Origin of the sequence: Streptomyces sp. NPDC012935 (assembly GCF_042900345.1) — a bacterium.
GTDB lineage: Bacteria > Actinomycetota > Actinomycetes > Streptomycetales > Streptomycetaceae > Streptomyces.
Genome location: NZ_JBIBBC010000004.1, coordinates 136364 through 159664, shown reverse-complemented (window position 1 = coordinate 159664; position 23301 = coordinate 136364). Strand labels below are relative to the sequence as shown.

At 70.3% G+C, this 23301-nt stretch carries 22 protein-coding genes, 3 tRNA genes and 1 pseudogene; 10 read left to right on the top strand and 16 right to left on the bottom strand.

Annotated features, from left to right (window positions below; translation table 11 throughout):
• Window positions 1-150: 150 nt before the first annotated feature.
• Together ACFY5C_RS12565 and ACFY5C_RS12560 are read right to left on the bottom strand one after the other, a co-directional pair.
• On the bottom strand, window positions 151-1605 hold the full coding sequence (locus ACFY5C_RS12565; RefSeq protein ID WP_389443647.1) for an FGGY-family carbohydrate kinase: 1455 nt from the start codon (window positions 1603-1605) through the stop codon (window positions 151-153).
• A gap of 201 nt (window positions 1606-1806) precedes the next feature.
• On the bottom strand, window positions 1807-2115 hold the full coding sequence (locus ACFY5C_RS12560; protein ID WP_389443645.1) for a YtxH domain-containing protein: 309 nt from the start codon (window positions 2113-2115) through the stop codon (window positions 1807-1809).
• A 160-nt stretch (window positions 2116-2275) separates the two neighbouring features.
• Between ACFY5C_RS12560 and ACFY5C_RS12555 the strand changes: the two genes are divergently transcribed.
• The 3 genes from ACFY5C_RS12555 to ACFY5C_RS12545 all read left to right on the top strand — a co-directional run bounded on the left by ACFY5C_RS12555 (window position 2276) and on the right by ACFY5C_RS12545 (window position 2682).
• Window positions 2276-2348 (top strand) — tRNA-Asn (locus ACFY5C_RS12555).
• Window positions 2349-2353: 5 nt separating this feature from the next.
• Window positions 2354-2426: transfer RNA gene (locus tag ACFY5C_RS12550), tRNA-Asn, on the top strand.
• Window positions 2427-2605: 179 nt separating this feature from the next.
• Window positions 2606-2682: transfer RNA gene (locus tag ACFY5C_RS12545), tRNA-Ile, on the top strand.
• A gap of 148 nt (window positions 2683-2830) precedes the next feature.
• On the opposite strand, the gene ACFY5C_RS12540 is transcribed toward ACFY5C_RS12545, so the two are convergent.
• Window positions 2831-3115, bottom strand: coding sequence for a hypothetical protein (locus ACFY5C_RS12540; protein WP_389443643.1), 285 nt, complete (start codon window positions 3113-3115; stop codon window positions 2831-2833).
• Window positions 3116-3360: 245 nt separating this feature from the next.
• Between ACFY5C_RS12540 and ACFY5C_RS12535 the strand changes: the two genes are divergently transcribed.
• Window positions 3361-4539, top strand: coding sequence for a N(5)-(carboxyethyl)ornithine synthase (locus ACFY5C_RS12535; protein WP_389443641.1), 1179 nt, complete (start codon window positions 3361-3363; stop codon window positions 4537-4539).
• 153 nt (window positions 4540-4692) lie between these two features.
• On the opposite strand, the pseudogene ACFY5C_RS12530 reads toward ACFY5C_RS12535, so the two are convergent.
• A pseudogene (locus ACFY5C_RS12530) lies at window positions 4693-4939 on the bottom strand (DUF5994 family protein); the annotation flags it as partial.
• Between the two features lie 317 nt (window positions 4940-5256).
• Between ACFY5C_RS12530 and ACFY5C_RS12525 the strand changes: the two are divergent.
• From ACFY5C_RS12525 to ACFY5C_RS12510, 4 genes are all read left to right on the top strand, one after another.
• Complete coding sequence (locus ACFY5C_RS12525; RefSeq protein ID WP_389443639.1) at window positions 5257-5826, top strand: DUF5994 family protein; 570 nt, start codon at window positions 5257-5259, stop codon at window positions 5824-5826.
• Window positions 5827-6185: 359 nt separating this feature from the next.
• Window positions 6186-6533: a hypothetical protein gene (locus ACFY5C_RS12520; RefSeq protein WP_389443637.1), complete on the top strand. Its 348-nt coding sequence runs from the start codon at window positions 6186-6188 to the stop codon at window positions 6531-6533.
• Between the two features lie 147 nt (window positions 6534-6680).
• Window positions 6681-7286: a DUF5994 family protein gene (locus ACFY5C_RS12515; RefSeq protein ID WP_389443635.1), complete on the top strand. Its 606-nt coding sequence runs from the start codon at window positions 6681-6683 to the stop codon at window positions 7284-7286.
• 10 nt (window positions 7287-7296) lie between these two features.
• Complete coding sequence (locus ACFY5C_RS12510; protein ID WP_389443633.1) at window positions 7297-7572, top strand: hypothetical protein; 276 nt, start codon at window positions 7297-7299, stop codon at window positions 7570-7572.
• A 177-nt stretch (window positions 7573-7749) separates the two neighbouring features.
• Here the strand turns inward: ACFY5C_RS12510 and ACFY5C_RS12505 are convergent, their stop codons facing one another.
• The 9 genes from ACFY5C_RS12505 to ACFY5C_RS12465 all read right to left on the bottom strand — a co-directional run bounded on the left by ACFY5C_RS12505 (window position 7750) and on the right by ACFY5C_RS12465 (window position 18401).
• Entirely contained in the window at window positions 7750-8229 is a 480-nt protein-coding gene (locus ACFY5C_RS12505; protein ID WP_389443631.1) for a MarR family winged helix-turn-helix transcriptional regulator, read from the bottom strand.
• 7 nt (window positions 8230-8236) lie between these two features.
• Window positions 8237-9298 (bottom strand): alkene reductase, encoded by a 1062-nt coding sequence (locus tag ACFY5C_RS12500; protein WP_389443629.1) that lies wholly within the window; start codon window positions 9296-9298, stop codon window positions 8237-8239.
• A gap of 79 nt (window positions 9299-9377) precedes the next feature.
• Window positions 9378-10283, bottom strand: a complete 906-nt coding sequence (locus tag ACFY5C_RS12495; protein WP_389443628.1) for an NADP-dependent oxidoreductase — start codon at window positions 10281-10283, stop codon at window positions 9378-9380.
• Window positions 10284-10621: 338 nt separating this feature from the next.
• Window positions 10622-12436 (bottom strand): APC family permease, encoded by a 1815-nt coding sequence (locus ACFY5C_RS12490; protein WP_389443626.1) that lies wholly within the window; start codon window positions 12434-12436, stop codon window positions 10622-10624.
• Between the two features lie 163 nt (window positions 12437-12599).
• Window positions 12600-14351 carry a VanW family protein gene (locus ACFY5C_RS12485; RefSeq protein WP_389443624.1) on the bottom strand — a complete coding sequence of 584 codons (1752 nt, stop codon included), beginning with the start codon at window positions 14349-14351 and terminating at the stop codon, window positions 12600-12602.
• Between the two features lie 563 nt (window positions 14352-14914).
• Window positions 14915-15304, bottom strand: coding sequence for a universal stress protein (locus tag ACFY5C_RS12480; RefSeq protein ID WP_389443622.1), 390 nt, complete (start codon window positions 15302-15304; stop codon window positions 14915-14917).
• A gap of 85 nt (window positions 15305-15389) precedes the next feature.
• Entirely contained in the window at window positions 15390-16895 is a 1506-nt protein-coding gene (locus ACFY5C_RS12475) for a tripartite tricarboxylate transporter permease (protein WP_389444123.1), read from the bottom strand.
• A gap of 7 nt (window positions 16896-16902) precedes the next feature.
• Window positions 16903-17442: a tripartite tricarboxylate transporter TctB family protein gene (locus ACFY5C_RS12470; protein ID WP_389443620.1), complete on the bottom strand. Its 540-nt coding sequence runs from the start codon at window positions 17440-17442 to the stop codon at window positions 16903-16905.
• Window positions 17439-18401, bottom strand: coding sequence for a Bug family tripartite tricarboxylate transporter substrate binding protein (locus ACFY5C_RS12465; protein WP_389444121.1), 963 nt, complete (start codon window positions 18399-18401; stop codon window positions 17439-17441). The genes ACFY5C_RS12470 and ACFY5C_RS12465 overlap by 4 nt, the downstream gene beginning before the upstream one ends.
• Before the next feature lie 163 nt (window positions 18402-18564).
• Here ACFY5C_RS12465 and ACFY5C_RS12460 point away from each other — a divergent pair, with 163 nt between their 5' ends.
• Window positions 18565-20256, top strand: coding sequence for an ATP-binding protein (locus tag ACFY5C_RS12460; protein WP_389443618.1), 1692 nt, complete (start codon window positions 18565-18567; stop codon window positions 20254-20256).
• Window positions 20253-20987: a response regulator gene (locus ACFY5C_RS12455; RefSeq protein WP_389443616.1), complete on the top strand. Its 735-nt coding sequence runs from the start codon at window positions 20253-20255 to the stop codon at window positions 20985-20987. Before ACFY5C_RS12460 ends, ACFY5C_RS12455 begins: the two co-directional genes overlap by 4 nt.
• Here the strand turns inward: ACFY5C_RS12455 and ACFY5C_RS12450 are convergent.
• The 3 genes from ACFY5C_RS12450 to ACFY5C_RS12440 form a co-directional block, all read right to left on the bottom strand.
• Window positions 20984-21295, bottom strand: a complete 312-nt coding sequence (locus ACFY5C_RS12450) for a DUF1876 domain-containing protein (protein ID WP_389443614.1) — start codon at window positions 21293-21295, stop codon at window positions 20984-20986. The genes ACFY5C_RS12455 and ACFY5C_RS12450 overlap by 4 nt on opposite strands.
• 352 nt (window positions 21296-21647) lie before the next feature.
• Window positions 21648-22682 carry a rod shape-determining protein gene (locus ACFY5C_RS12445; RefSeq protein WP_389443612.1) on the bottom strand — a complete coding sequence of 345 codons (1035 nt, stop codon included), beginning with the start codon at window positions 22680-22682 and terminating at the stop codon, window positions 21648-21650.
• A 170-nt stretch (window positions 22683-22852) separates the two neighbouring features.
• The gene (locus ACFY5C_RS12440) at window positions 22853-23296 is read right to left on the bottom strand and encodes a hypothetical protein (RefSeq protein WP_389443610.1); all 444 of its coding nucleotides are present in this window, start codon (window positions 23294-23296) and stop codon (window positions 22853-22855) included.
• Window positions 23297-23301: the final 5 nt, after the last annotated feature.

Below are 23301 nucleotides of genomic sequence, written 5' to 3'. Positions count from 1 at the left end.
CGATTGGTTGCCCCTGGCCCCTATCGTCGAACACTCCGGCCGCGTTACCCCAACCGATTAATCCGTCAGCGCCGCTTCATACGGCCTTCCGGGTGCGAACTCATACCGGTCTCTTACGTTCCACCGGGCCGCGGCCCGCGGGCCCCAGCACTACGGCCGGAACGCCCCCGGATGCGTCTGCTCCCGCACCGACACGAACTGCTGCCGCACCGCCTGCCCCACCGCCAGCTCCTCACCCGGCTCCAGGACCTGCGCGGATGCGCCCTGCCAGACCGGCGGCGTGCGCGGGTCGAGCGTGCCCTGCGACACGCCCAGCGCCCAGGCGGCCTGCCGAGCCGCGCCGATCGCCGCGTAGTCCGCGGGCTGCGGTACGACGACCTGCGCCCCGAAGAGCATGGGCGCCGCCGCCTGCACGGCCGACAGCTCGGCCGCCGCGCCCAGCAGGAAGATCCGCCGCACCTCGACACCCCGGCCGCGCAGCACGTCCAGCGCGTCCGCGAGCCCGCACAGCATGCCCTCGAACGCCGCCCGCGCCAGATGCTCCGGCTTCATCGACTCCCGCCGCAGCCCCGCCAGCATGCCCGCCGTGTGCGGCAGATGCGGCGTGCGCTCGCCCTCCAGATAGGGCAGCAGCACCAGGCCGTGCGAGCCCGGCGTCGACTTCATCGCCAGGTCGGACAGGCCCTCCAGATCGGCCACGCCGAGGAGTTCGGCGGCGCCGCGCAGGGTGCGTACGGCGTTGAGGGTGGTGACGACCGGAAGGTGCATGCCGGTCGCGTCGGCCAGCGAGGTGATCATCCCGCTGCTGTCGACGAGCGCCTCGGGGTGCACGGCCATCACCGATCCGGAGGCGCCCAGCGACACGACCGCGTCACCCAGCCCGATGCCGAGACCGAAGGCGGCGGCCATGGTCTCGCCGGTCCCCGCGGAGATCAGCAGCCCCTCCGGCGTCGTACCGGCCGCTTCGGCGGGCCCGATCACCTCGGGGAGCATCGCCTGGTGGCCGAGCGCCAGCTCGACGAGATCGCCGCGGTAGGAACCGGTCGCCGCCGACCAGTAGCCGGTGCCGGAGGCGCCGCCCCGGTCCGTGGTCCTTCTCACAGGACGGCCGAGCAGCTGCCACACCAGCCAGTCGTGCGCCTGCAGGAGAACGGCCGCGCGTACGGCGTTCTCCGGCTCGGTCTTGGCGAGCCAGCGAAGCTTCGTCACCGGCTGAGGGGCCTGCGGCACACACCCCACGGCCTGCGCCCACGCCTCGCGTCCCCCCAGCGCGTCGATCAGATCGGCCGCCGCGACCTGCGCCCGCTTGTCGCCGCCGACCATCGCCGGGCGCACGGTGTTGCCCTGCGCGTCGAGCGGCACCACCGCGTTCTGCTGCGCCGACACGCCGATGGCCTGCACACCTTCGAGCAGCCCGCCGCCGGCTGCCTCACCGAGGGAGAGCAGCCAGGCCTGCGGATCCACGTCGGAGGGGCGCCCGGTTCCGTCCGGCGACTCCACCGGGTGCGGGGCATAACCCTGCCTGAGCACGGCACCTGTGTCCGCGTCGCAGACGACGATGCGAGTGAAATCGGGCGAACTGTCCAACCCGGCGACTATCCCCATGGCCCAAATTGTGCCGTAGCGCTGCGCTGTCTTGGGCCGTGGGCGTCGTAGGGGGTGCGTGCAGGATTCCGGGTGCGGGTTGTGTGGGGCTGGTCGCGCCACGCGGCGGGGCCGCAAATCGATACAGCCCCGCGCCCCTGGCGGCGTGCCAGGGCCCGGCGCCGTGGAGGTACCGATACCCCAAGCATCCGACAGCTCCCGTTACGTGTTGCTGGTGCCCCAGTCGTCCTCCGCGCCTCCGTTGTGGGCGCTGCGTTCGCGCAGGGAGCGGACTCGTTGGGCGACGGACTCGGGGACGCGCTCGCCCATCTTGTCGCTCACCGTGTGGTAGGCCTTGCCGGCGAAGACGCGGCCCTGGTGTGCCGCCGTCTCCGCGGTGTTGCGGACGGCGGGGTTCTGCGCGACCTGGCGCGCGGACTTCTTGAGCTGCTCGTAGCGCTCTCGTCCGGCGCGTGTGCCGAGGACGTAACCGACGGCGATTCCGATGACGAACGTGAGTCGGTAGCGCATGGCGGCCACCCTTCCCTTGCGTAGGTCCCTGGTGCGGCGTCGGCGCCGGGGGGGAACCGATTGGCGGAGCACCCCCCTGCTTGCGCTAATGTATGTGTCGCAGCGAGCGCACGCCCCCTGGCGAATACCCAGGTAGGTACGTTCGATGCAAACGAGGCATTCCTCCGTAGCTCAATTGGCAGAGCAGCCGGCTGTTAACCGGCAGGTTACTGGTTCGAGTCCAGTCGGGGGAGCTCGGTCCTCCGTAGCTCAATTGGCAGAGCAGCCGGCTGTTAACCGGCAGGTTACTGGTTCGAGTCCAGTCGGGGGAGCATGCTGAAGAGGACCCCGATGGGGTCCTTTTTCATGTGTGATCACCTGTCGCGGGAACCGTGCAGGTCGCGGGGGGAGTCCTTGAGGGCATGCGAAGTCGACCATACGAAGCAGGAGATCGTATGAGCGGCTATGCTGCGGCAGACGGCGCGCACACTTGTACGCGACACGCCGCTATGGGGCGGTAGCTCAGCCGGTTAGAGCAGCGGACTCATAATCCGTCGGCCGTGGGTTCGAGTCCCACCCGCCCCACCACTAACTACGCGAGCAGAACCGTTTCTGCCTGCGGAAACGTATGAACGGGGGGCACCACTCCATAGTGGTGCCCCCCGTTCATCTGTTCAGACCAAGATCCAGTGGACAGGTAGTGGACACGACGCGGGATCAGTGGACGGAAGGCCTCTCACGCTGCTTCCCGACTCCTCGTCGGAGCCCGTCGGGCGGTCCCGGTGGCCGTCGGCGGCAGTCCCGTCGGCAGCGTCCAGTCGTCCACGCCCGGTGACTCTGGGCGGGCGACTGTGATGCGTGTGAGCGAGAAGTCCGCTCGCTGCTCCTCCGAGTAGCGGTCGTTGAAGTTTTGCAGACGGGGCAGGACCTCGTCCGGCTCCATCAACTTCATGCCGTACGCCGGGTCATCCCGTTCGTACAGCTGTCGACTGAGGGTCTTCGCCGCCTTCTCTTCCGTCACGGCCCACGTGTACGGGGTGTCACAAAAGTTGCACTCCAGATTGCAGTCGAAGGTCCACACGAACAGGCAGTGGCGTCCAGCGGCGCTCCCCCCGCCCTGAACTGCCGCCGCCCGGAAGCGCACAGGGGCCACGGGCATGTCGCCCGGACCCACTCCCGCCCGTGCGCCGGCCCCTTGCCCCGCCCGTCGCGACCGGCTGCGGGACTGCCCCGGTGTGCTAAACAGGGAGCAACCAAAGGGGCATTTTGCAGCAGCTCACGCTCGGAATCATGTCGCAGACCCGCAAGGAAAACGAGCATCGTCTGCCCGTTCACCCCGCTCATTTTGACCGCATCGACGCCGGTCTCCGCAAGCGCATCTACCTCCAGGAAAACTACGGAGAGCACTTCGGCGTCCCGGACAGCCAGCTCGCCCCGCTCGTCGCGGGCTTTCGCACGCGCGAGGAACTCATCGCCGACTGCGATGTCATCCTGCTGGCCAAACCACTCCACGAAGACCTGGCGGAACTGCGCGAGGGTCAGGTCTTGTGGGGCTGGCCGCACTGTGTCCAGGACGAGAGGCTCACCCAGACCGCCATCGACCGGCGGCTGACTTTGATCGCCTTCGAAGCGATGAACCACTGGACCCGCAGCGGCGCCTTCAACTTGCACGTCTTCCACAAGAACAACGAGCTGGCCGGGTACTCCTCGGTCCTGCACGCCATGCAGCTGACCGGAGTGACAGGCGACTACGGGCGGCGGCAGCGCGCGGTCGTGATCGGCTTCGGCGCGACCGCCCGCGGCGCAGTGACCGCGCTCAGCGGCCTGGGCGTGCACGACGTCGACGTGCTCACCGCGCGTGGCGTCACCGCCGTCAGCTCTCCCATCCACTCCGCGCGGATGGTCCACTTCGACCACGACAAAGCCGACGACACCCTCGACCCGCGACGCAGTGTCGCCCTCACTGAGGACGGCCCGCTGCCGCTGGCCGAGTTCCTCGCCGGGCACAACATCATCGTCAACTGCGTGCTGCAGGACACCGACGCGCCGCTGATGTTCCTGATAGACGAGGACCTGCCAAAGCTGGCCCCCGGCACCTTGGTCATCGACGTCTCCTGCGACGAGGGCATGGGCTTCGACTGGGCCCGGCCCACCACCTTCACCGACCCGATGTTCACCGTCGGCGACCACGTCAGGTACTACGCGGTGGACCACAGCCCCTCCTATCTGTGGAACTCCGCGACCTGGGAGAACAGCGAGGCCCTCCTGCCGTATCTGGACGTCGTGCTCCAGGGCCCCGACGGCTGGGACACCGACGACACGATCCGGCGCGCCATCGAGATCCGCCGTGGCGTCGTCCAAAACCCCAAGGTGCTCGCCTTCCAGCACCGCACCGCAAAGTACCCGCATGGTCACGAGGAGACCAGGGCGGCATTGCGGCCGTAGCGGCGGGGCATCTGGCGTTCAGTCGTCCTGCGACCACGGTCCCGAGTCGCCGCGGTCGGCGCCGGTCGCCTTCCGCCCCGGTCGCAGGGCAACAGCACGGTCATCCCGGCACCGGCACCGGACTGGCACGACGGCCGCCCCGGCTGACCGGCGTCAAGTCTTCGGCGCTGCCCGGTCGGTACCGGTATCGATGAGGATCTGTTCGGTGCGTGAGGTTGTCGGCGCGGACGGCATCGGCCATCGCGGTGCGTGCCGCCTCGGGCGTCGCGTGCGGTGGGACGACGAGGAGGGAGAAGTAGTCCTGATCGCCCCTGGTGACGAGGACGGTGTCGTCGCCGACCGGGAAGGAGTCGACATGGACGACGCGGTCGTCGACGAGCAGTCGCGTCGGCAGCGCGTCCCCGTCACTGCTTCGCCACCACAGAACAGCGCAGCTATCCCGCGGACGCCGAGGGAGGGATCCGCCTCCAGCTCACCGTGGACACCACCAGCGCGGCAGAACCGGCGCGGTCCTGGCTGGAGACCAGCCGCTCCTCGGGCAAGGACGGCCGCCGGACGTGAGGGTATCTCCGGAAGCGGTCCGTTCGGCCTCTTCGGGGAGTAGCGTGAACCCATCGGGAGCACTTCGCGCACCGGCCCCGATACCGGTGTCGTTCCTGGTGAGCAACGGCACCGGGCAACTGCTCACGCGCAGGGGTTCGGAGACGGGTTCGCACGATGTCCGCGACCACCGACCATCCCTCGCCGCGCGCCGTGCCCTTCAGGGCTCCGACCGCACGCCTCGCCCTCAAACCCGTGAGCCCCTCCTCGGGACAGGCCGAGCTGGACGGCGCCTGGTGGCCCCGCTCACGTGACCTGAGCCACGAACTCCCCGCGCTGGCCGACGTACTGGACCCGCTGTGGGGACGGATCACCCGTATTGCCGTCAACCCCCGCTACTGGCCGGTCATCCCGCAACGGATTTTCGTCAACGGCCATGTGGTGAAGGTCGGTTGGTTCACCTCGGAGCTGGACCCGCACAAGATCCTGCTGCTGTCCGGAACGTCGGGCCGCTGGGACCTCCTGGTGATTCCCCCGGAGACCACCGCCCCCTCGGCCGCCCGGCTGATGGCCGCCGCGAGCGCGAGCACCGCCCCGCAGTCGACCGCGACCGCTCTCATGACGGCGGAACAGGCCGACGAACCCTCCACATCCTGGGACACCGACGCCGACGCCGACGCCGACACCGGACGGACCGACTACCTGGCGGCACAGATGCGGCCATTTGCGCCACCGCCCCGGCCGTAAAGAGGCGGCCCGGATCGCGTGGCCGCCGCGTTGACACGGACCGTCGCCGGACGCGGAAAGACCGCACGGTGCCGGGCCATGCAACTCCGGAACACACGGCGAAGCATTCCGCCATTCCGCCTCGCCCGGACCCCGCGAGTACCCACCCGCCGGACAACAGCGAGGCCGACCATGATCGTTGCACGGAGCATCAGGAACCAGGCGCAGACGATGAAGGGCAGGATCACGGAAGAGCTCGGCCGAGTCACCCGCAACAGGCGACTGCAACGCCGAGGCAGGAACGACCGCGTCTCCGGAAGCCTGAAACAGGCCGTCGAGAAGACCAAGCACGCCTTCGGGCGGAACGGAAGCGGGCCCCGATGATGTACGACCAGACACGCGCCCGGCAATCCGCCGGCCAGACTCCGGGCCCGGCCGGACGCCGCAGCCCGAGCCCGGAGCCGCTGCTCCCGTCGGACGAACAGGACAAGATCGTCCAGCGTCTCCGGCACGCCCTCAACACCTTCGCCGACACCCCGCTCGAGGCGCTGGAAGAGGCCGAGAGCGCCTATGACGAAGCCACCGCCCAGCTCGTGAACGCCCTCGCGGAACGACGGCGTCTCCTTCGCGCCGGCTGGCAGGACCAGAACCCCGACGCACCGTCCGACGAACTTCGGCACGCACTGAGGCAGTACCGGGAGATCACCCAGCGACTGCTCCACATCTAGGCGGCCACTACTCCCCGTCGCGGCCGAGCGCGGAGTAGTGTCGACAGTACCGAGAGCATTTCGCACACCGGCTTCCACGCCGGGTCGTTCTCGGCGAAAGATGAAACCCGGGCCGCCGCAGAGGCGGCCCGGAGACGGGTCCGCATCATGTCGGCGACCTTGCACTCAACCCTGCCGCACCCCGAGCCCGTCGCAACCCCGGCAGCGCGTCTCGCCCTGAAGACCGACGGCACCTCCCGCGGACTCCTGGACGGTGCCTGGTGGCCCCGCTCCCGGGATCTGCTGAGCGAACTGCCCGCGCTGAGCGACGCGTTGGACCCCTTGTGGGGCCGCATCACCCGCATCGCCGTCAACCCGAAGTACTGGCCGGTCATCCCGCGCCAGGTTCCCGTGGACGGCCACATCGTCAAGGTCGGCTGGTTCACCCCGGAAATCGACCCGCACAAGCTGCTGCTCCTCTCCTACGGCACCGGCCGCTGGGACCTGCTGATCATCCCGCCCGAAACCGGGGCGGAGTCGGCGGCCCGGCTGATGGCTGCCGCGTCCGACTACGACGGCCCGCCCCTGACCGCGAGCGCGCTCATCGCCGCGGACGAGACCCGGCACGGCGTCGCCGCTACCGACGAGCCACTGGACCCGGACGAGGCATGGGAATACGAGGGCGGAGCCCCCGCGGTGTCCGCGGAGGCTCCGCCCCAGCCCGGTCCGCCCAGTCGAGCCAGTCGGCCCAGTCGCCTGATCGTCGGTATGTGAGGCGGCCGCCATGAACGCCTTCCTGGCAGTCGCCGCCTTCGTGGTTCTCATCGCAGCGGCGGCATACGTGATCCACCGGCTCAACATCCAGCACGCCGCCAGAATCGCCGTGCACCACTACAGCGCCCCCCTGCCCGGCCGCCGCGGACGCGGCACGCCACTACCCCCGGCGGAACCCGGCCGGTCCGAGTCGCCGACCTCCGGCGAGCGACGGGACCACCGCGACGGGGCCGTGGCCGCTTCCCGCCGCGCCGCCGACACAGCCGTACCTGACATACGGGGCTGAGCGGGGGTACCGCCACCTCCGCCGGCTCGGCTCACCGGGCTTTTTCGACAGCCGGGGCGGCCGGCTTCGTTCAGCACGGGTCTGAATGAGCCGAGTGCTCTGCAGCTCTGTCCACTTCGCAGGAACGCCGGAACGATTCGCACTCCAGGCGGGAACCGGAGTGTACGCCGAGGTGAGTTACTCGGACTCTTCCTGCGGAAGAGCGCGGCTGTTGATCGCGTCGGCGATGGCGTAGGCGGTGCGGACGAAGGACTCTGCCTGCTGCGCCGACAGGTTCACTACGGAGGTCTCCTCCAGGGCCCGCCACATCGCTGCCAAGGGCTCGCGCATGGCACGGCCCTTGTCGGTGAGGTGGACGACCATGACGCGCCGGTCGTGTGCGGCCGGCTCGCGCATGAGCAGGCCCGCGTCCTGCATGCGGCGTAGGGACTTGGAGACGGTGGAGTGGTCCAGGCCAACGCTTTCGAGCAGTTCGGACTGGGTCTGGCCGTCCCGGTCGAGGAGTTGCATGAGCAGCAGTTCCTGTCCCGGATGCAGGTCCATCTCGCGGAGCATGGCGGCGGCGCGGGCGCGGTGGGCGCGGGCGAGCTGGAAGATCGCGTAGCTCATCGGCCCCTCGCTGGCCGTGGAGGGGGTGCGGTGTGTGGGGGCGGGCATCGGTTCCTCAGACGGTGTGGGTGGGGTAGTCGGTGTAGCCGGCCACTCCGCCGCCGTAGAAGGTCGCCGGGTCGGGGGTGTTCAGCGGCGCGTCAGAGCGTAGCCGCTCGACCAGGTCCGGATTGGCGAGCGCGAGGGCGCCGACGGAGACAAGGTCGGCCGTGCCGTTGTCGACGTCCTTGGCGCGGGTGGGCAGGTCGGTGCCGGCCCGGTTGAGGATCAGCGTGGTCGGCCACAGCGCGCGCAGGGTGCCCAGCAGTTCCTCGTCGCCCGCGTGGAGGATGTGGAGGTAGGCGAGGCCGAGCGGGCTGAGGGCGCGCAGGAGCGCCGGATACAGCTCGGCGGTGTCGGACTCGGCGATGTCGTTGTAGGGGTTGCCGGGGGAGATGCGCAGGCCGGTGCGGTCGGCGCCGATCTCGTCGGCCACGGCAGCGGCTACCTCGACGGCGAAGCGGATGCGGTTGTCGAGGGAGCCGCCGTAGCGGTCGGTGCGCTGGTTGGTGTTGTCGGCGAGGAACTGGTGCACGAGGTAGCCGTTGGCGCCGTGGATCTCCACGCCGTCGGCGCCTGCCGCGACGGCGGCCGCTGCGGCGCGGCGGAAGTCGTCGACGGTCGCCGCGACCTCCTGCGTCGACAGAGCACGGGGCGCGGGCATCTCCTGGGGCCCGGACGCGGTGAACATCGCGCCCTGCGGCTGGATCGCCGAGGGGGCGACCGGCTGACGGCCGTGCGGGGTGTTGTCGGGGTGGGCGATACGTCCGGTGTGCATCAGCTGGATGACGATCCGCCCGTCGGCCTCGTGCACGGCGTCGGTGACCTTGCGCCACCCGGCGATCTGCTCGTCATTGTGGATGCCGGGGGTGAGGAGGTAGCCCTGGCCGTCGGTGGAGGGCTGGGTGCCCTCGGTGATGATGAGCGCGTGCGAGGCCCGCTGGGCGTAGTACTCGGCGTTCAGCTCGGTGGGTACGCCTTCAGGGGTGGAGCGGTCACGGGTCATGGGCGCCATGACCAGGCGGTGCGGGAGGGAGAGGGCACCGACGGTGGTGGGTGTCCACAGGGAGTTCAGCATGAAGGGTCCTTCGTACGGTGATGAACAGGTGGTGATCGGTAAAGGGGGGAGGGCGTGGCGGAAGGGAGTGGCGGCGTGATCAGTCGAGGGTGAGGACGAGCTTGCCCCGGACATGCCCGGCGTCGCTGACCTGCTGGGCCGTGGCGGCCTGGTCGAGCGGGTAGGCGGTGACGGTGGTGACGACCTTGCCGGTCGCGGCGTCCCGGGCCAGGGCGGCCAGGCGGGTGGCCGAGCGTTCCTGGGGGCCGTTGGCGAAGGTGATGCCGTGCTGGTGCGCGCGGAAGTCGGCGATGGTGACGATGCGCTCGGTGCCGCCCCGCAGGGTGATGGAGTCCTCCAGGGCTCCCTTCCCGGCCAGGTCGAACACCGCGTCCACGCCGTCGGGGGCCAGCGCCCGGACCCGCGCGACCAGGCCCTCGCCGTAGAGGGTCGCGGTGGCGCCGAGCGAGGCGAGGTAGTCCTGGTTGGCGGGGCCGGCGGTGCCGATGACACGCGCTCCGCGGGCAGTGGCGAGCTGGACCGCCAGGGTTCCGACCGCTCCGGCCGCGCCGTGCATCAGTACCGTCTCCCCGGCGGTGACGCCCAGCAGGTTCAGGACCCGCTCGGCTGTCTCGCCCGCCACCGGCAGCGCGGCCGCGTGCTGCCAGTCGAGGCCGGCGGGCTTGGGGGCCACCGTGGTGGCCAGCGCGTACTGGGCGTACGAGCCGGTGTCCGACCAGCCCAGCACCTCGTCGCCCACCTGCACGTCCTGCACGCCCTCACCCAGGGCGTCCACCACGCCGGCGAGCTCGCCACCGGGGACGGCGGGGAGCGGCGTGGGGAACACGGCCTCCATGGCCCCGGAGCGGATCTTGCCGTCCAGCGCGTTCAGCCCGGCCGCCTTGACGCGGACGCGGATCTGCCCGGAGCCGGGCTGCGGCACCTCGATGTCCGCCTCGTGCAGCACTTCCGTGCCGCCGAAACGGTCGAACAGGATGGCTCTCATGACGTCTCCTCTCGTGTCACCGCCCATTTAGGTGGCTGGACACATAATCAACGTAACAGCAAACATGTGGCTAGCCAAGTATTCGCTGTCGATGTCGAAAAGGATCAGATCCGGAAGGGGCGTAGGCGATGGTCCTGGCCTACCGTGTTCATCGCCTCGCAGGACGACCTTCGCGGGGAACGGCCCTCAGGTACGCGCGCCGCCAAGTGCCGAGCCAGGACTGGCTCCTGTGCGGCAATGTGAGTCGGCCGGGCCGTGCGGTGGCAGGCACAACCGCAGGCACAACCCGCGGTGGCCGAGGGCCTCACCCGCGGGGCACCGTCGGTGGGCGCTCGGACTCACACGTCCAGCTCCAGCTTGAGGAGGCACACGATCACCCCGGTATGGGCGCTCAGCAGGCCGGCCATCAGAAAGCCCCGCTGGTTCTCGAGCACCCGGTAGCGGCTGTGCCTCGGCTCCACCTGCGGGATGAGAACGGTGACCGGCCTGCCTTCGAGGGGAATCTGCTCGACGTAGTCGATGACCGGGTGCACCAGGGCGTGTTGAGGGCTGTCGACGATGTCGAGCCGCGCACCGGGGTCCCACCGTGCCCAGTCGGCACGCATGGACTCGGCTTTCGCCTGATCGTCGAACACGGCGACCACGACGACCTCGTCACCCAGCGCGTACGCGGCCTCGAGGGCGGACACGGCGACCGCGTCGACGCCCCCCAGGGGCACGATGACCAGCCCGCGGGTGCGTGTGGGGCGCGGTGGGGTGGCGTCCAGGCTGAGCTTGTCCTTGACGAACGTGTAGTACCGCTCGATTCGGGAGAACAGCAGCATCAGCAGCGGCACGATCAGAACGACGATCCAGGCGCCCTCGGTGAACTTGGTGGCGAGCAGGACGACACCGGCGACGGCGGTCAGTACGGCTCCGAGACTGTTGATCAGCGCCCGCGTCCACCATCTGTCGGGGCGCTGCGTGCGCCAGTGCCGGACGAGGCCGATCTGACTGATGGTGAAGCCGACGAAGACCCCGATGGCGTAGAGCGGGATCAGGCGTTGGGTGTCGGCGTCGACGATGAGCAGCAGGGCGCCGGCCAGCACGGCAAGGGCGGCGACGCCCCAACGATGGACGGGCCGCTCGGAGCGGAGGGCGAAGATGTGGGGCAGCCGGTCGTCCTTGGCCAGCAGGCTCATCAGGACCGGTAGACCGCCGAAGCTCGTGTTCGCGGCGATGCCCAGCACAAGGGTGACGAGGAGACTGATGGCGTAGTAGACCCACCCGGTCCCGAAGGCGCCGGCGGTGAGCTGGGCCAGCAGTGTGGCACCGCCGCGCGGCACCACGTCATGACGGTGGATCAGCAACGCCAGACCGACGAGGAGGGTGCCCAGCAGCAACCCCAGCAGGAGTTCGGTGTGCTGGGCCCGCTTCACCCGTGGTTTCCGGAACATCGGGACGGCGTTGGCGATGGCTTCCACTCCGGTCAGCGCCGAACAACCCGCGGAGAACGCCTTGAGTACCAGGAGCAGTCCCAGCGCCTCGACGGCCGGAAAGGACTCGTGCGTTCTAACGGTCGCCACGGGGTCTTCCCGGAACAGGCCCACGACGATGACGGCGAGCACACTGACCACGAACAGGACCATGGGCAGCATCAGCACCCGCGCACTGTCCGCGATGCCGCGCAGATTGACGGCTGTGATGACGACCAGCGCGATCAGGGACACGGCCGGCTCGTGACCGGCAAGGGCGGGGAACGCGGAGGCGAGGCTCGCGGCGCCGGCCGCGAGACTGACGGCGACGGTGAGGACGTAGTCGACGATCAGGCTGGCCGCGGCCAGCAGGCTGACCTGTCGGCCCAGGTCCTTCTTCGCCACGGCGTAGGCTCCGCCGCCGTCCGGGTGTACGGCGATCACCTGGCGGTAGGAGACCACCAGTACGGCGAGCAGTGCGGCGATGACCAAGGTGATCGGCAAGAGTGCGCTCAGCGCGCCCGATCCGGCGGCCACCAGCACGAGCACGATGGCCTCGGGGCCGTACGCGACCGAGCTGAGCGCGTCCAGCGACAGGGCAGCCAGCCCTTGGGCCACGGTCAGGTGGGACTTCCCGCCCTCACCGTGCCGCCGCGGGACCTTGGGATGTCGCTTCTTGGAGCCCTCCCCGAGCGTCATGACGGGCTCACCGCGTCGTTCGCCGGGCGCGACCGCCGATGAACGGCAACGCTCAAGGTCTCTCTCCGCTCAGAATGAGGTGACCGCCGACCTCCAGCTTCGGAGAGCCGTCGGGCACCCGCACCCTGACCGTGCTGGACGGGTTGCAGCGGAGTCGATCATGCTAGGGCGACTGCGGCTCGCAGACGATCTCGTCACGCGGCTTGTAGTGGGTGCGGAAGGGCTCTCGTTTCAGCTCTCGGCCGTCAGCGACGAACACCCGTTGCACGGTGACGTCGAATCCCTCCAGCGGAGTCTGCGGCACGCACTGTTCGTCGGTGCTGACCTTCTTCTCCGGCTCCTTGACGTTGGTGCGCGGTCCCGTGATCGAGCCGATCTCGTCGTACTTCCTGGTGCCGAGGAAGGTGATGGTGACGGACGTGTCGGTGGACTCGGCCTTGATGTAGATGGCGTTGCCGGAGTCGTTGTTGAACTTGAGGTCGAGGCTGCCCCAGGCGACCGTCGCCTCGCGGCCCTCCGGGTAGCGCTCGATGTAGAACGAGTGGGCGCCGTACTCGACGGGGTCGACCCCCGCGAAGAACATCGCGTTGAACATGGTCGTCGCAACGGCGGAGACACCACCGCCGGGGGCCTTGTGGAACTCGTCGTTGAGGATCATGACGCCGTCGACGAAGCCGTTGGCCTCGGTGCGTTCGCCGACGGTGCGGTTGAAGCTCCAGGTCTTGTTCGGCATGACGACGGAGCCGTTGATGAGTTCCACCGCGCGGCCGATGTTCCGCGAGCGGTACGGCGCCGGCTCGAAGTTGACGGTGAAGGACGACATCTGTTCGCGCAGCCCGAGCCGCTCGACGTTGTCGCGGCTCACCTGCGGCTCGGTCACCCGGGTGGCGATCTCGCCGCTGCGGGCGGCGCCCGACCTCCTGAGCAGGGGCATGACGGCCTTGCTCAGCGCCTTGTCGGTGACCACGTGACCGGCCCGGCCGTCCTCGGCCACCGCGACCCTGTTGCCGACGAGGCGCAGATCGGCGTTGCGGGCCGTGCTGGGCAGTACGGACAGCGGGCGGTCCACCTCGGGGTCGGCTCGCAGGCCCTTGGCGTCCAGCCTCGGGGTGAGCCGGCCGCCGTCGTCCGGGCGCATCGTCAGGTACTCGCCGAGGACGGGCTGCTCGATCGTGAAGCGATGACCGGCCGCGACGAGGGTGACCGGCGCCGACATGGCCGGGCGCGCGAAGTCGCGTACCGCCCGCTGCATCTCCCGGTCGGTGACCTTGGGCTTCGTCTCGCGGGTGGGCAGGGTGGTGACGGCGTCGGCCTCGCCGTTCTGGAAGGCCGTGCGCAGGGGTTCGACCGCGGCGTCCTTGTCCAGCGCGTAGCCGTTGTGCGGCGCGATCTCGTGGACCTCGCCGTCCGTGAAGGTGACGGCGCCGTCGCGGACCTTCTGGTCCAGGGACTTCGCCAGCGTGCCGAGGGCGGAGTGGGCCTTGTCCTCGTCGACGTCCACGACCGGGTCGACGCTGCCGCCCGAGCGGAAGAGGCCGCCGATCACGGTGAACGGATCGGCGTCGTGGGTGCGCGCCGCCCGGTCGACGGTCTCCCCGAAGTCGAAGGCGATGCCGGCCTGCCGTGGATCGACCGTGCCCTTGCGGTCACCTACCGTCACGGCCAGGTCCCGCGAGCCGGCCGGCCCCAGCCGCTGCTCCAGCTTCTCGATGGCCTCCGCGCGGCTCAGGCCCCCGATGTCCACACCGCGCACCGTCGTCCCGGCATCTATGTCCCCGCCCGCGAGCAGCAGCCCGGCGAGATACAGCCCACCGACACCCAGGGCCAGGGCGCCGCCGGCCAGGGCAAGGGGCGGAATGGAGGCGATACGGGGTGGCGAGGCGTTCGGTGGTTCGGAGGGGGCGCGCAGGCGCATGGGTCTCCCGGGCGGACGATGACAGGACGGCGGCGGGTCGGATGACGCGTCGCTGTGCGTGAGGCAAACACATCCAGCTAGCCATAATCGGGCGAAAACGTATATGTCCCAGGCCACGTATGTTTCGGATCACGCGCCGTGTCTTGCCGACGGGGCATACGGACGGCCCCGACGGGGCGCCCTCAGGAGCGGCTGAACGCGTCAGGAGTGGGCGTGCGCCCGGTGCCGCCCGGGCGGCGGGTGTGCGGGATCGCACACGGGCCGGGCCGGGCAGGTTCGGGGTGGTGTGTCAGGCACCTGGCCCGGGGTGGCGTCCCGGATGCCCGGTCCGGCGTGGCGCTGGGGCCCTGCCTCTGCGTACGGAGTCGACGCGTCGTCCTCGTCGGCTGCGGCGAGCACGTGGCCGTGTGCCGGTGTGCCGGTGTGCCGGTGCGCCGGAGTGGAGCGTGTGGGTGCCTACGGCCTGTTGTCCGGATCACGCCGGCGTCGCGGGAGCCGGCCCGCTCGGGTCGGCTGAACGGCGCAGTACCTTCCAGCCGACCTGATGATGGCAGGCCCTGGCCCTACGCCTTCACGGCGAGGACCGGGCAGTCCACCCCCAGCAGGATCTGCTGCGCCGCCGAGCCCATGATCAGCTTGCCGACCGCGCTGCGGCGGCGGAGGCCGATCACCACCAGGGACGCGTCCGTCGTCGCCGCCATGTCGATGATCTCCGCGGCGGCGTCACGGGCGCCGAGGACCTGGCGGATGTCGAAGTCCACGCCCTGCGCCGCGAGGTCCTCGCGCACCTGCGACAGGTCGGGTTCCTGGGCGAAGCGCGGGTCCGCGTACGCGTCGCCCCGGGTCGTGTTCACCACCAGCAGCTTCTCGCCACGCCGCCGGGCCTCGACGATCCCCGCGCGCAAGGCCGCCTCACCCTCGGGGGAGGGGACGTAGCCGACCAGGATGGTCATCTCGATCTCCAGCTGTCTCGGATGTCTCGGATGCGTCGGACGTCTTGGACGTCTTGGACGTCTCGGGTCTGGATGTCTGGATGCGTCACGCGGGGGTGACCCGCCTGCGCAGGGGGCGTACCACGAACCTGCCTATCAGCGGCCACGCCAGGATCAGCACGATCGCCGCGTAGACCGTGTACGACACCGGGCCGCCCAGCAGCCCCGACAACTCGCCGCCGGAGAGCTGCAGGGAACGGCGGCCCTGCAGCTCCGCGCGCGGGCCCAGGATCACGCCCACGATCAGCGGCAGGACCGGCAGTCCGAACCGGCGCATCGCGAAGCCCAGCAGGCCCAGGGCGAGGAGGATGAACAGGTCCAGAGGCTGGGCGTTGACCGCGTACGCGCCCATCGAGGCGAAGAAGAGGATGCCCGCGTACAGGTACGGCCGCGGGATCTGCAGCAGCCTCGCCCAGGCCGGGGCCAGCGGGAGGTTCAGGAGCAGGAGCAGCAGGTTGCCGATGAACAGGCTCGCGATCAGGACCCAGACCAGGCTCGCCTCGCGCTCGAAGAGCAGGGGGCCGGGCTGGATGCCGTACGACTGGAAGGCGGCCAGCATCACGGCCGCCGTGGCGTTGGTCGGGAGGCCGATCGCCAGCATGGGGACCAGCGTGCCCGCCGCCGACGCGTTGTTCGCGGCCTCGGGGCCCGCCACGCCCTCGATCGCACCCTTGCCGAACTCCTCGGGGTGCTTGGTGAGCCGCTTCTCGGTGGCGTACGACAGGAAGGTCGGGATCTCCGCACCGCCGGCCGGCAGTGCGCCGAACGGGAAGCCGTACGCCGTGCCGCGCAGCCACGGCTTCCACGAGCGCTTCCAGTCGTCCCGGCCCATCCAGGGGCGGCCGACCGGGATCACCTCGGCCGGCTTGCGGCGCAGGTGGGCGGCCACCCACAGGGCCTCGCCGACCGCGAAGATGCCGACCGCGACCACGACGACGTCGATGCCGTCGGCCAACTGCGGTATGCCGAGCGTGAGTCGTTGCTGGCCGGAGACCGAGTCGATGCCGACAAGGCCGATGGTCAGGCCCAGGAGCAGGGAGATGAAGCCCCGGATGCGGGACGAGCCCAGCACCGACGTGACCGCTATGAACGCCAGCAGCATCAGCGCGAAGTAGTCGGGGGCGCCGAGGCTGACGGCGAAGTCGACCACGAACGGGGTGATCAGGACCAGCAGCAGGGTGCCGATCGTGCCGGCCACGAAGGAGCCGATCGCCGCCGTGGCGAGGGCCTGGGCCGCGCGGCCCGCCTTCGCCATCCGGTTGCCCTCGATCGCGGTGACCACGGACGACGACTCGCCGGGGGTGTTGAGGAGGATCGACGTCGTCGAGCCGCCGTACATGCCGCCGTAGAAGATGCCGGCGAACATGATGAAGGCCTGCACCGGCTCCATGCCGTAGGTGACCGGCAGGAGCAGGGCCACCGTCATCGCCGGGCCGATGCCCGGCAGGACCCCGACCGCCGTGCCGACGACCACGCCGACCAGGGCGAGCAACAGGTTCAGCGGGGCCATGACGTCCGCGAAGCCCTGCATGAGGTTGTTCAGGTTGTCCATCGCGGCCTCACAGGATTCCTTGCAGGACACCGGCGGGAAGGTTCACGCCGAGGCCGATCGCGAACGCGTAGAAGGTCGTGAGGGAGAGCGTCACCGCTATCAGCAGGTTGCGGACGTAGTGGCGGTTGCCGAGGGCGAACGCCGTGCCCCAGAAGAGCAGGGCGCCGCTGATCACCCAGCCGAGCCGCTCGATGAGCAGCGCGTTCGCCACGAACACCGCGACCAGCAGGACTACGGTGCGCCAGTCGCTGCCGCCCGACAGGTCGACGTCCTCGCCGGCCTCCGGCTCACCGCGGCCGCCCCGGGCCACGTCGACGGCGTACAACACGGCGAGCAGCACGAGCAGCGCGCCCAGGATCAGCGGGACCGCGCGCGGGCCGACCGGGTCGGTGCCGCTGGTGATGTGCGGGATGCCGAGGGCGTCCACGATCACCGCGGTGCCCAGCAGGGCGAGGAACACGCACACGCCGTACTGTGCGCGGTCCCCGCCCTCCCGGGGCGGAGGGGAGCCCTCCGCGGTCCGTTCGTCCTTCACCTCGGAACTCATGCCAGCCCGAGCTCTGCCAGCAGGTCGGCGACCGCCTTGTCCTGTTCGGTGAGGAAGGTGCCGAACTCGTCGCCGGTGGCGAAGGCATCCACCCAGCCGTTCTTCTCCAGCTGGGCCTTCCACTCCTCGGAGTCGTGCATCTTGGTCATCGAGTCGACCCAGGTCTGCTTCTGCTCGTCCGTGATGCCCGGAGGAGCCACGATGCCACGCCAGTTGGTGAAGACCAGGTCGATTCCGGAGTCCTTCAGGGTGGGGGCGTCCTTGAGCGCGTCGATCGGCTTCTCGCTGGTCACCGCGAGGACCCGCACCTGCCCGGCCTCGATCTGGTCGAGGAACTCACCGAAACCGCTGGCCCCGAAGGCGATCTTGTTGCCGAGGATGGCCGGAAGCAGCTCGCCGCCGCCGTCGTACGAGATGTAGTTGACGTCCTTCGGCTTGATGCCGACGGCCTTCGCCAGCTGCATCGGCAGGAGGTGGTCGGGGCCACCCGGCGACGAACCGCCGCCCACGGCAAGCTTCTTGGGGTCCTTCTTCCAGGCGGTGACGAGGTCGTCCATCGTCTTGTACGGCGAGTCCTTCGGCACGACGATCGCGCCGGCCTCCTCGATCAGCTTGGCGACCGGGGTGGTGTCGGTCAGCGTCGCCTTCGACTTGGAGGTGTACGAGGCTCCGACGACACCGAGGCCCATCTGCATGGCCATCTTGCCGTTGCCCTTCTCGTTCACCAGGCGCTGCAGGCCCACGGTGCCGCTGGCGCCGGGCAGGTTGAACACCTGGATGCCGGAGGCGACCTTGGTGTCCTGCATGACCTGGGAGACGGTGCGGGCGGTGAGGTCGTAACCGCTGCCCGGGGTGTTGGGGACCATGAGCCGGAGGCCGGTCACGGGCTTGCCGGACCCGCTTCCGCCTCCGGACTCCTCCTTGTCGGCGGTGGCGCCACAGGCGCTGACCGCGACCATCGACACGGCGGCCAGTGCTCCGACAAGTGCGGCTCGTGCGGCTCGTGCGGCTCGTCGAGTTCTCATGGCTCATCTCTTTCGCTCGGCCCGTTCCGGCGCCATGATTGTGCGGTTCCTGAGACACCCCGTCTCGGTTGTGTGACCATTGAAGGTTGAGTTCATAGTGGTCATAGCGTCACGGTCACCGTCCCGAAAACAGCGGCGTCAGACTCTCGCCGGCGAGCTGCTCGTATGGCAGCTCGCCATTGTGGTGATCGTGCTGGCCGCCGTGGCCGCGGTGTCGCTCGCGCAGTCGAAGGCGACGTTCGACCGGGTCGAGGGACGCCGGGTGACCGCGCTCGCCGAGGAGATGGCGGGCAACCCGCTCGTGCGCACCCAGCTTGTGCGGCCCGCTCCGGCCGAGATGCTGGCTCCCCTCCTGCAGTCCACGCTGACCAGGTCCGGAGTCACGTCCGCCGCGGTGGCGAACACACGCGGAAAGATCGTCGCCGCCACCGACCCCACGCTGGTCGGCACGCGGATGCCGTCCAACGGACCGCGGGTCGCCGGGGGCCGCGGCTGGTCCGGCGAGCTGCCGGTGAACGGCGTCATCCAGCTGGTGGCACAGGCGCCGGTGCTCGGCGCGGAGTCGGGCAACGCCGGAGACCACCTCGGCACGGTGATGATCGGGCGGGCCTCGCCGTCGGTGTGGCAGCGGCTGGTGGGCGCCTCGTCCTATCTGCTGGTCTACCTCGGCGTCGCCAGCGTCCTGGGCGTGGCCGGTTCCTGGCTGCTGGCCCGCCGGATCAAACGGCAGACCTTCGGCATGGAGCCGCGCGAGATCGCCGGGCTCGCCGAACACCGGGAGGCGATGCTGTTCGGGATCGCCGAGGGCGTGGTGGCCCTCGACCCGCAGCAGCGGCTCACGCTGGTCAACTCGGTCGGCCGCAGACTCCTGGACCTGCCCGAGGCGTGCGTCGGGATGAGCCTGGCCGACCTCGGGATCGAGGGGCGGCTGTACGACGTCCTGGCCGGGACCGCGCCCGAGGACGAGCCGGGCGATCTCGCACGGCGGGACGAGGTCGTCGTACGCCGGGGCCGGGTCCTGGTGATGAACCGGATGGACGTCACCAAGGACGGCCGCCGCCTGGGCTCGGTGACGACCTTGCGCGATCGCACCGAACTGGCCCAGCTGGAGCGGGAGTTGGGCTCCTTCCGCAGCACCACCGAGCTGCTGCGCGCCCAGGCCCACGAGTTCTCCAACCAGCTGCACACCATCTCCGGGCTCATCCAGATCGGCGAGCACGACGAGGTCGTACGGTACGTCCGCGCCCTGCGCAAACACCGCGAGTCGCTCGACCTGAACCTCACCAGCCGGGTCCGTGACCGGGCCGTCGCCGCGCTGCTCATGGCCAAGTCGGCGCTCGCCGCGGAGCGCAAGGTGCGGTTGAAGATCTCCGAGCGCACGGCACTGGACCGGCTGGAGCCCACGGACTCCGCGGACGTGGCGACCGTACTCGGCAACCTCGTGGACAACGCCGTCGACGCCGCCGCCGGCGGTTCCAGGGCGGGGGACGACGACCACGAGGCCTGGGTGGAGGTGGAACTGCGCCAGGACGCCTCCAGCGTGGAGATCGTCGTACGGGACTCGGGGCCGGGCGTGGCTCCGGAGCTCGCGCAGGAGGTGTTCTCGCACGGGTTCACCACCAAGGCCGCGCAGGGCGGCGACCGGGGGATCGGCCTGGCGCTCACCCGGCTGGTGTGCAAACGCCGGGGCGGCGAGGTGTCGGTGACCAACACGCAGGCGGGCGCCATGTTCACCGCCCGGATGTCCGTCGGCCGGCCGGTCGAACGAGTGACGGAGGCAGTCCGATGATCGACGCACGGGACGCACAGGATGCACGGGACGCACGGGACGCACGGGACGTACTGGACGTGCTGATCGTGGAGGACGACTTCATGGTGGCGCGGATCCACCGCGGATTCGTCAACGACGTCGACGGGTTCCGGGTGATCGGCACGGCGAACTGCGGGGAGCAGGCGCTCACCGCGGTGGCCGAGCTGCAGCCCGACCTCGTCCTGCTCGACCTCTATCTCCCCGACATGTTCGGACTGGAGATCATCCCGCGGCTGCGGAGCGCAGGGCACGACTGCGACGTCATGGTGATCAGCGCGGCGCGTGAGTCCGAGGCGGTCCGGGACGCCGTACGCCAGGGCGTCGTCGACTACCTGCTGAAGCCGTTCGACGCGGGGGACCTGCGGGCGCGGCTCGAGCAGTACGCGGCCCGGCGGAGCAACCTGTACGCGGCCGTGGTCAGCGGGCAGTCCGACGTGGACCGGGCGCTGGCACGGGGCGCGACGCCGGCCGCCGCGGGGGCCACCCTGCCGAAGGGCATGAGCGTGGAGACCGCCGAGCTCATCGAACGCGAGCTGCGCACGGCCGACGGCAGCCTCTCCGCCGCCGAGTGCGCGGCCCGCCTCGGGGTCTCCCGGGTCAGCGCCCGACGGTACCTGGAGCACTTCAGCGTCACGGGGCAGGCGGAGGTGTCCCTGCGGTACGGGCACGCGGGGCGACCGGAGCGGCGGTACCGCTGGCTGGACGGCTAGGGCCGCTCCCAGGCCAGGCTGCCGTCCTGATCGACCGGGCCTGCCAGTTGGACGATGTCGTCGGAGGCGATGTCGTGCAGCCTGGTCGCCAGGTCCTCCAGGGCGCGGCTCGCGGCGAGCTCGTCGCCGATCTCGGGGACGGACCGGTCGACGGGGTTGCGGTGGGCCGTGCCCCGGCCGGTCACGGCCCGCATGTCCTCGGATGTGTCCTGAGTGGTCAGTCCCTGAGTCGTGAGTACGGCCTCGGCGCGGGTGTCGTCGCCGTCCTCGGTGATGTGGATGTGGACGGTCCAGTGCTTGTCTTCCATCGAGATCACTTCCGTACGGGTCGGGGACCCCGCTGACGAGCGTGCGCCCGTTCGCCGGCGCCGGCGCCGGCGGCAAGTCGCCGAGTTCCCCCAGGGGCGCTCTCCTCCCGTGGAAGTAGCCCCGCGCGCACCCGCTCCCGCTACGGAGGCATGACAAGTGCCTCCGTGGGCACGATGTGCCGAAAGGTTGCGGAGAGAAGGCTGGTCGCAACGGACCCGGGATACGAGGAGGGCGCCATGAACCGCCAGACCCACGTTCGCGTTCGTGTCACCCGCCGGCCTGCCGCTCCCCGCGACACGAGGGGCGAGATCGACCGGCGCACTCCTTCGGGGCGGATCCTGCCGTACTGACTCAGGTGACCGGGTCGAGCTCCAAGGGCTCGACCTTGCCCTCCAGCATGGTGCCGAGGCCCTGTACGGCGCAGACGTCGGGCCGCTCGGCGATGTGCACCGGCATGCTCGTGGCCTGCCGCAGCATCTCGTCGAACCCGGGCAGCAGCGCGCTGCCGCCGACCATCATGATCCCGCGGTCGGCGAGGTCGGCGACCAGGTCCGGCGGGCAGTCGCGCAGCACCTTGCCGATGCTGTCGAGGACGGCGGTGAGGGGGGTCTGGATGGCGTCCCGCACGGCCGCGGTGTCGACCTGGACGGAACGGGCGAGGCCGGTGCAGACGTCCCGGCCGTGGATCTCGGTGGAGGCCGGGCCCTGAGGGGTGAGGCCGTTGCCGGACAGGGCGAGCTGCAGGGGCCGTACGTTCTGGCTGGGGAGCATCAGCTCGTGCTGGTGGCGCAGGTGCTGCACGATCGCGTGGTCCACGGCCTCGCCGCCGACGCGGATGCGTTCCGCGGCGACGATGTTGCCGAGGGAGAGCACGGCGACCTCGGTCGCGGCGGCCCCGCACACCATGATCATGCTGGCCTCGGGCTGCTCCACGGGCAGACCGCACCCGACCGCGGCGGCGATGAGGGTGTCGACGAGCTCGACGCGCCGGGCCCCCAGCCCGACCAGGGTTTCTATGGCGGCACGCTGCGCGAGCGGGTCGGCGTCGTGCGGCGTGCACACGGCGGCGCGCAGGAAGGGCTTGCGGCGCAGGGCGCGGCGCATCTTGTCGCCGAGGAGGTGCCGCAGCATGCGCTGCGCCATCTCGATGTCGACGACTGTGCCGCCGGAGACGGGCCGTACGACGCGGATGTAGTCCGGGGTGCGGCCGGTCATCTTCTCCGCGAACTCGCCGACCGCGATGAGGGCGCCGGTGCGGGTGTTGACGGCGGCTGCCGAGGGCTGGTCGACGACCAGTCCGGCGCCCTTCACATAGACGCGGGTCCTGGCTGCCCCCAGGTCGACGGCGAAGTGGCAGCGACGCAGCTGCTCCAGTGTGGCGGTCATGGGGGTCCTCCCGAGAGCGCAGACCGTGGGTCCGCCGGGTCGGGTGGCGGGCCTTTGTGACATCGATCGTGCGGGCCGGGGGGAGGGGGGCGCCTTCTGGAGGGGGCCGGGTGGGGTGCCGCTGAATGGGGGTTTTTGTTTCTGATGGGCGGTCAGTTCGGTGTGTCGGGTCACAAAGAGCGGGCGGCGTCGAGTATGGGCCGCAGAGAGTCGACGATCACGTCGCAGCCGGCCTTGCGGAGGCGGCGGCCGGCGGCGGGGGAGAGGGCGTAGCCGATGACCGGGAGGCCGATGCGCTGGGCGGCGGTGGCCTCGGCGGCGGTGGAGGTGATCAGGACGCCGGCGGAGGCGCGTCGGCGGTCGTGCTTCAGGGCGCGCCGCAGACAGTCGGGGTCGCAGCCCCGCCGCGTCCACACGATCACCGGCGCCGGCGCGGTGAGCGACGTCTCGAAGTGCGGGCGGGTGCGGGCCGCGCGGGGCGTCACGCCGAAGCCCGCCAGACAGACCTCGGACTGGAGCAGGGTCAGCCGGAGCTTCGCGGCGGGACCCGCGCCGGACACCCGGCCCCCGCACTCGATCCGGGCGTGCCGCTCGGCACCCTTCAGGCCTGTCATGACGC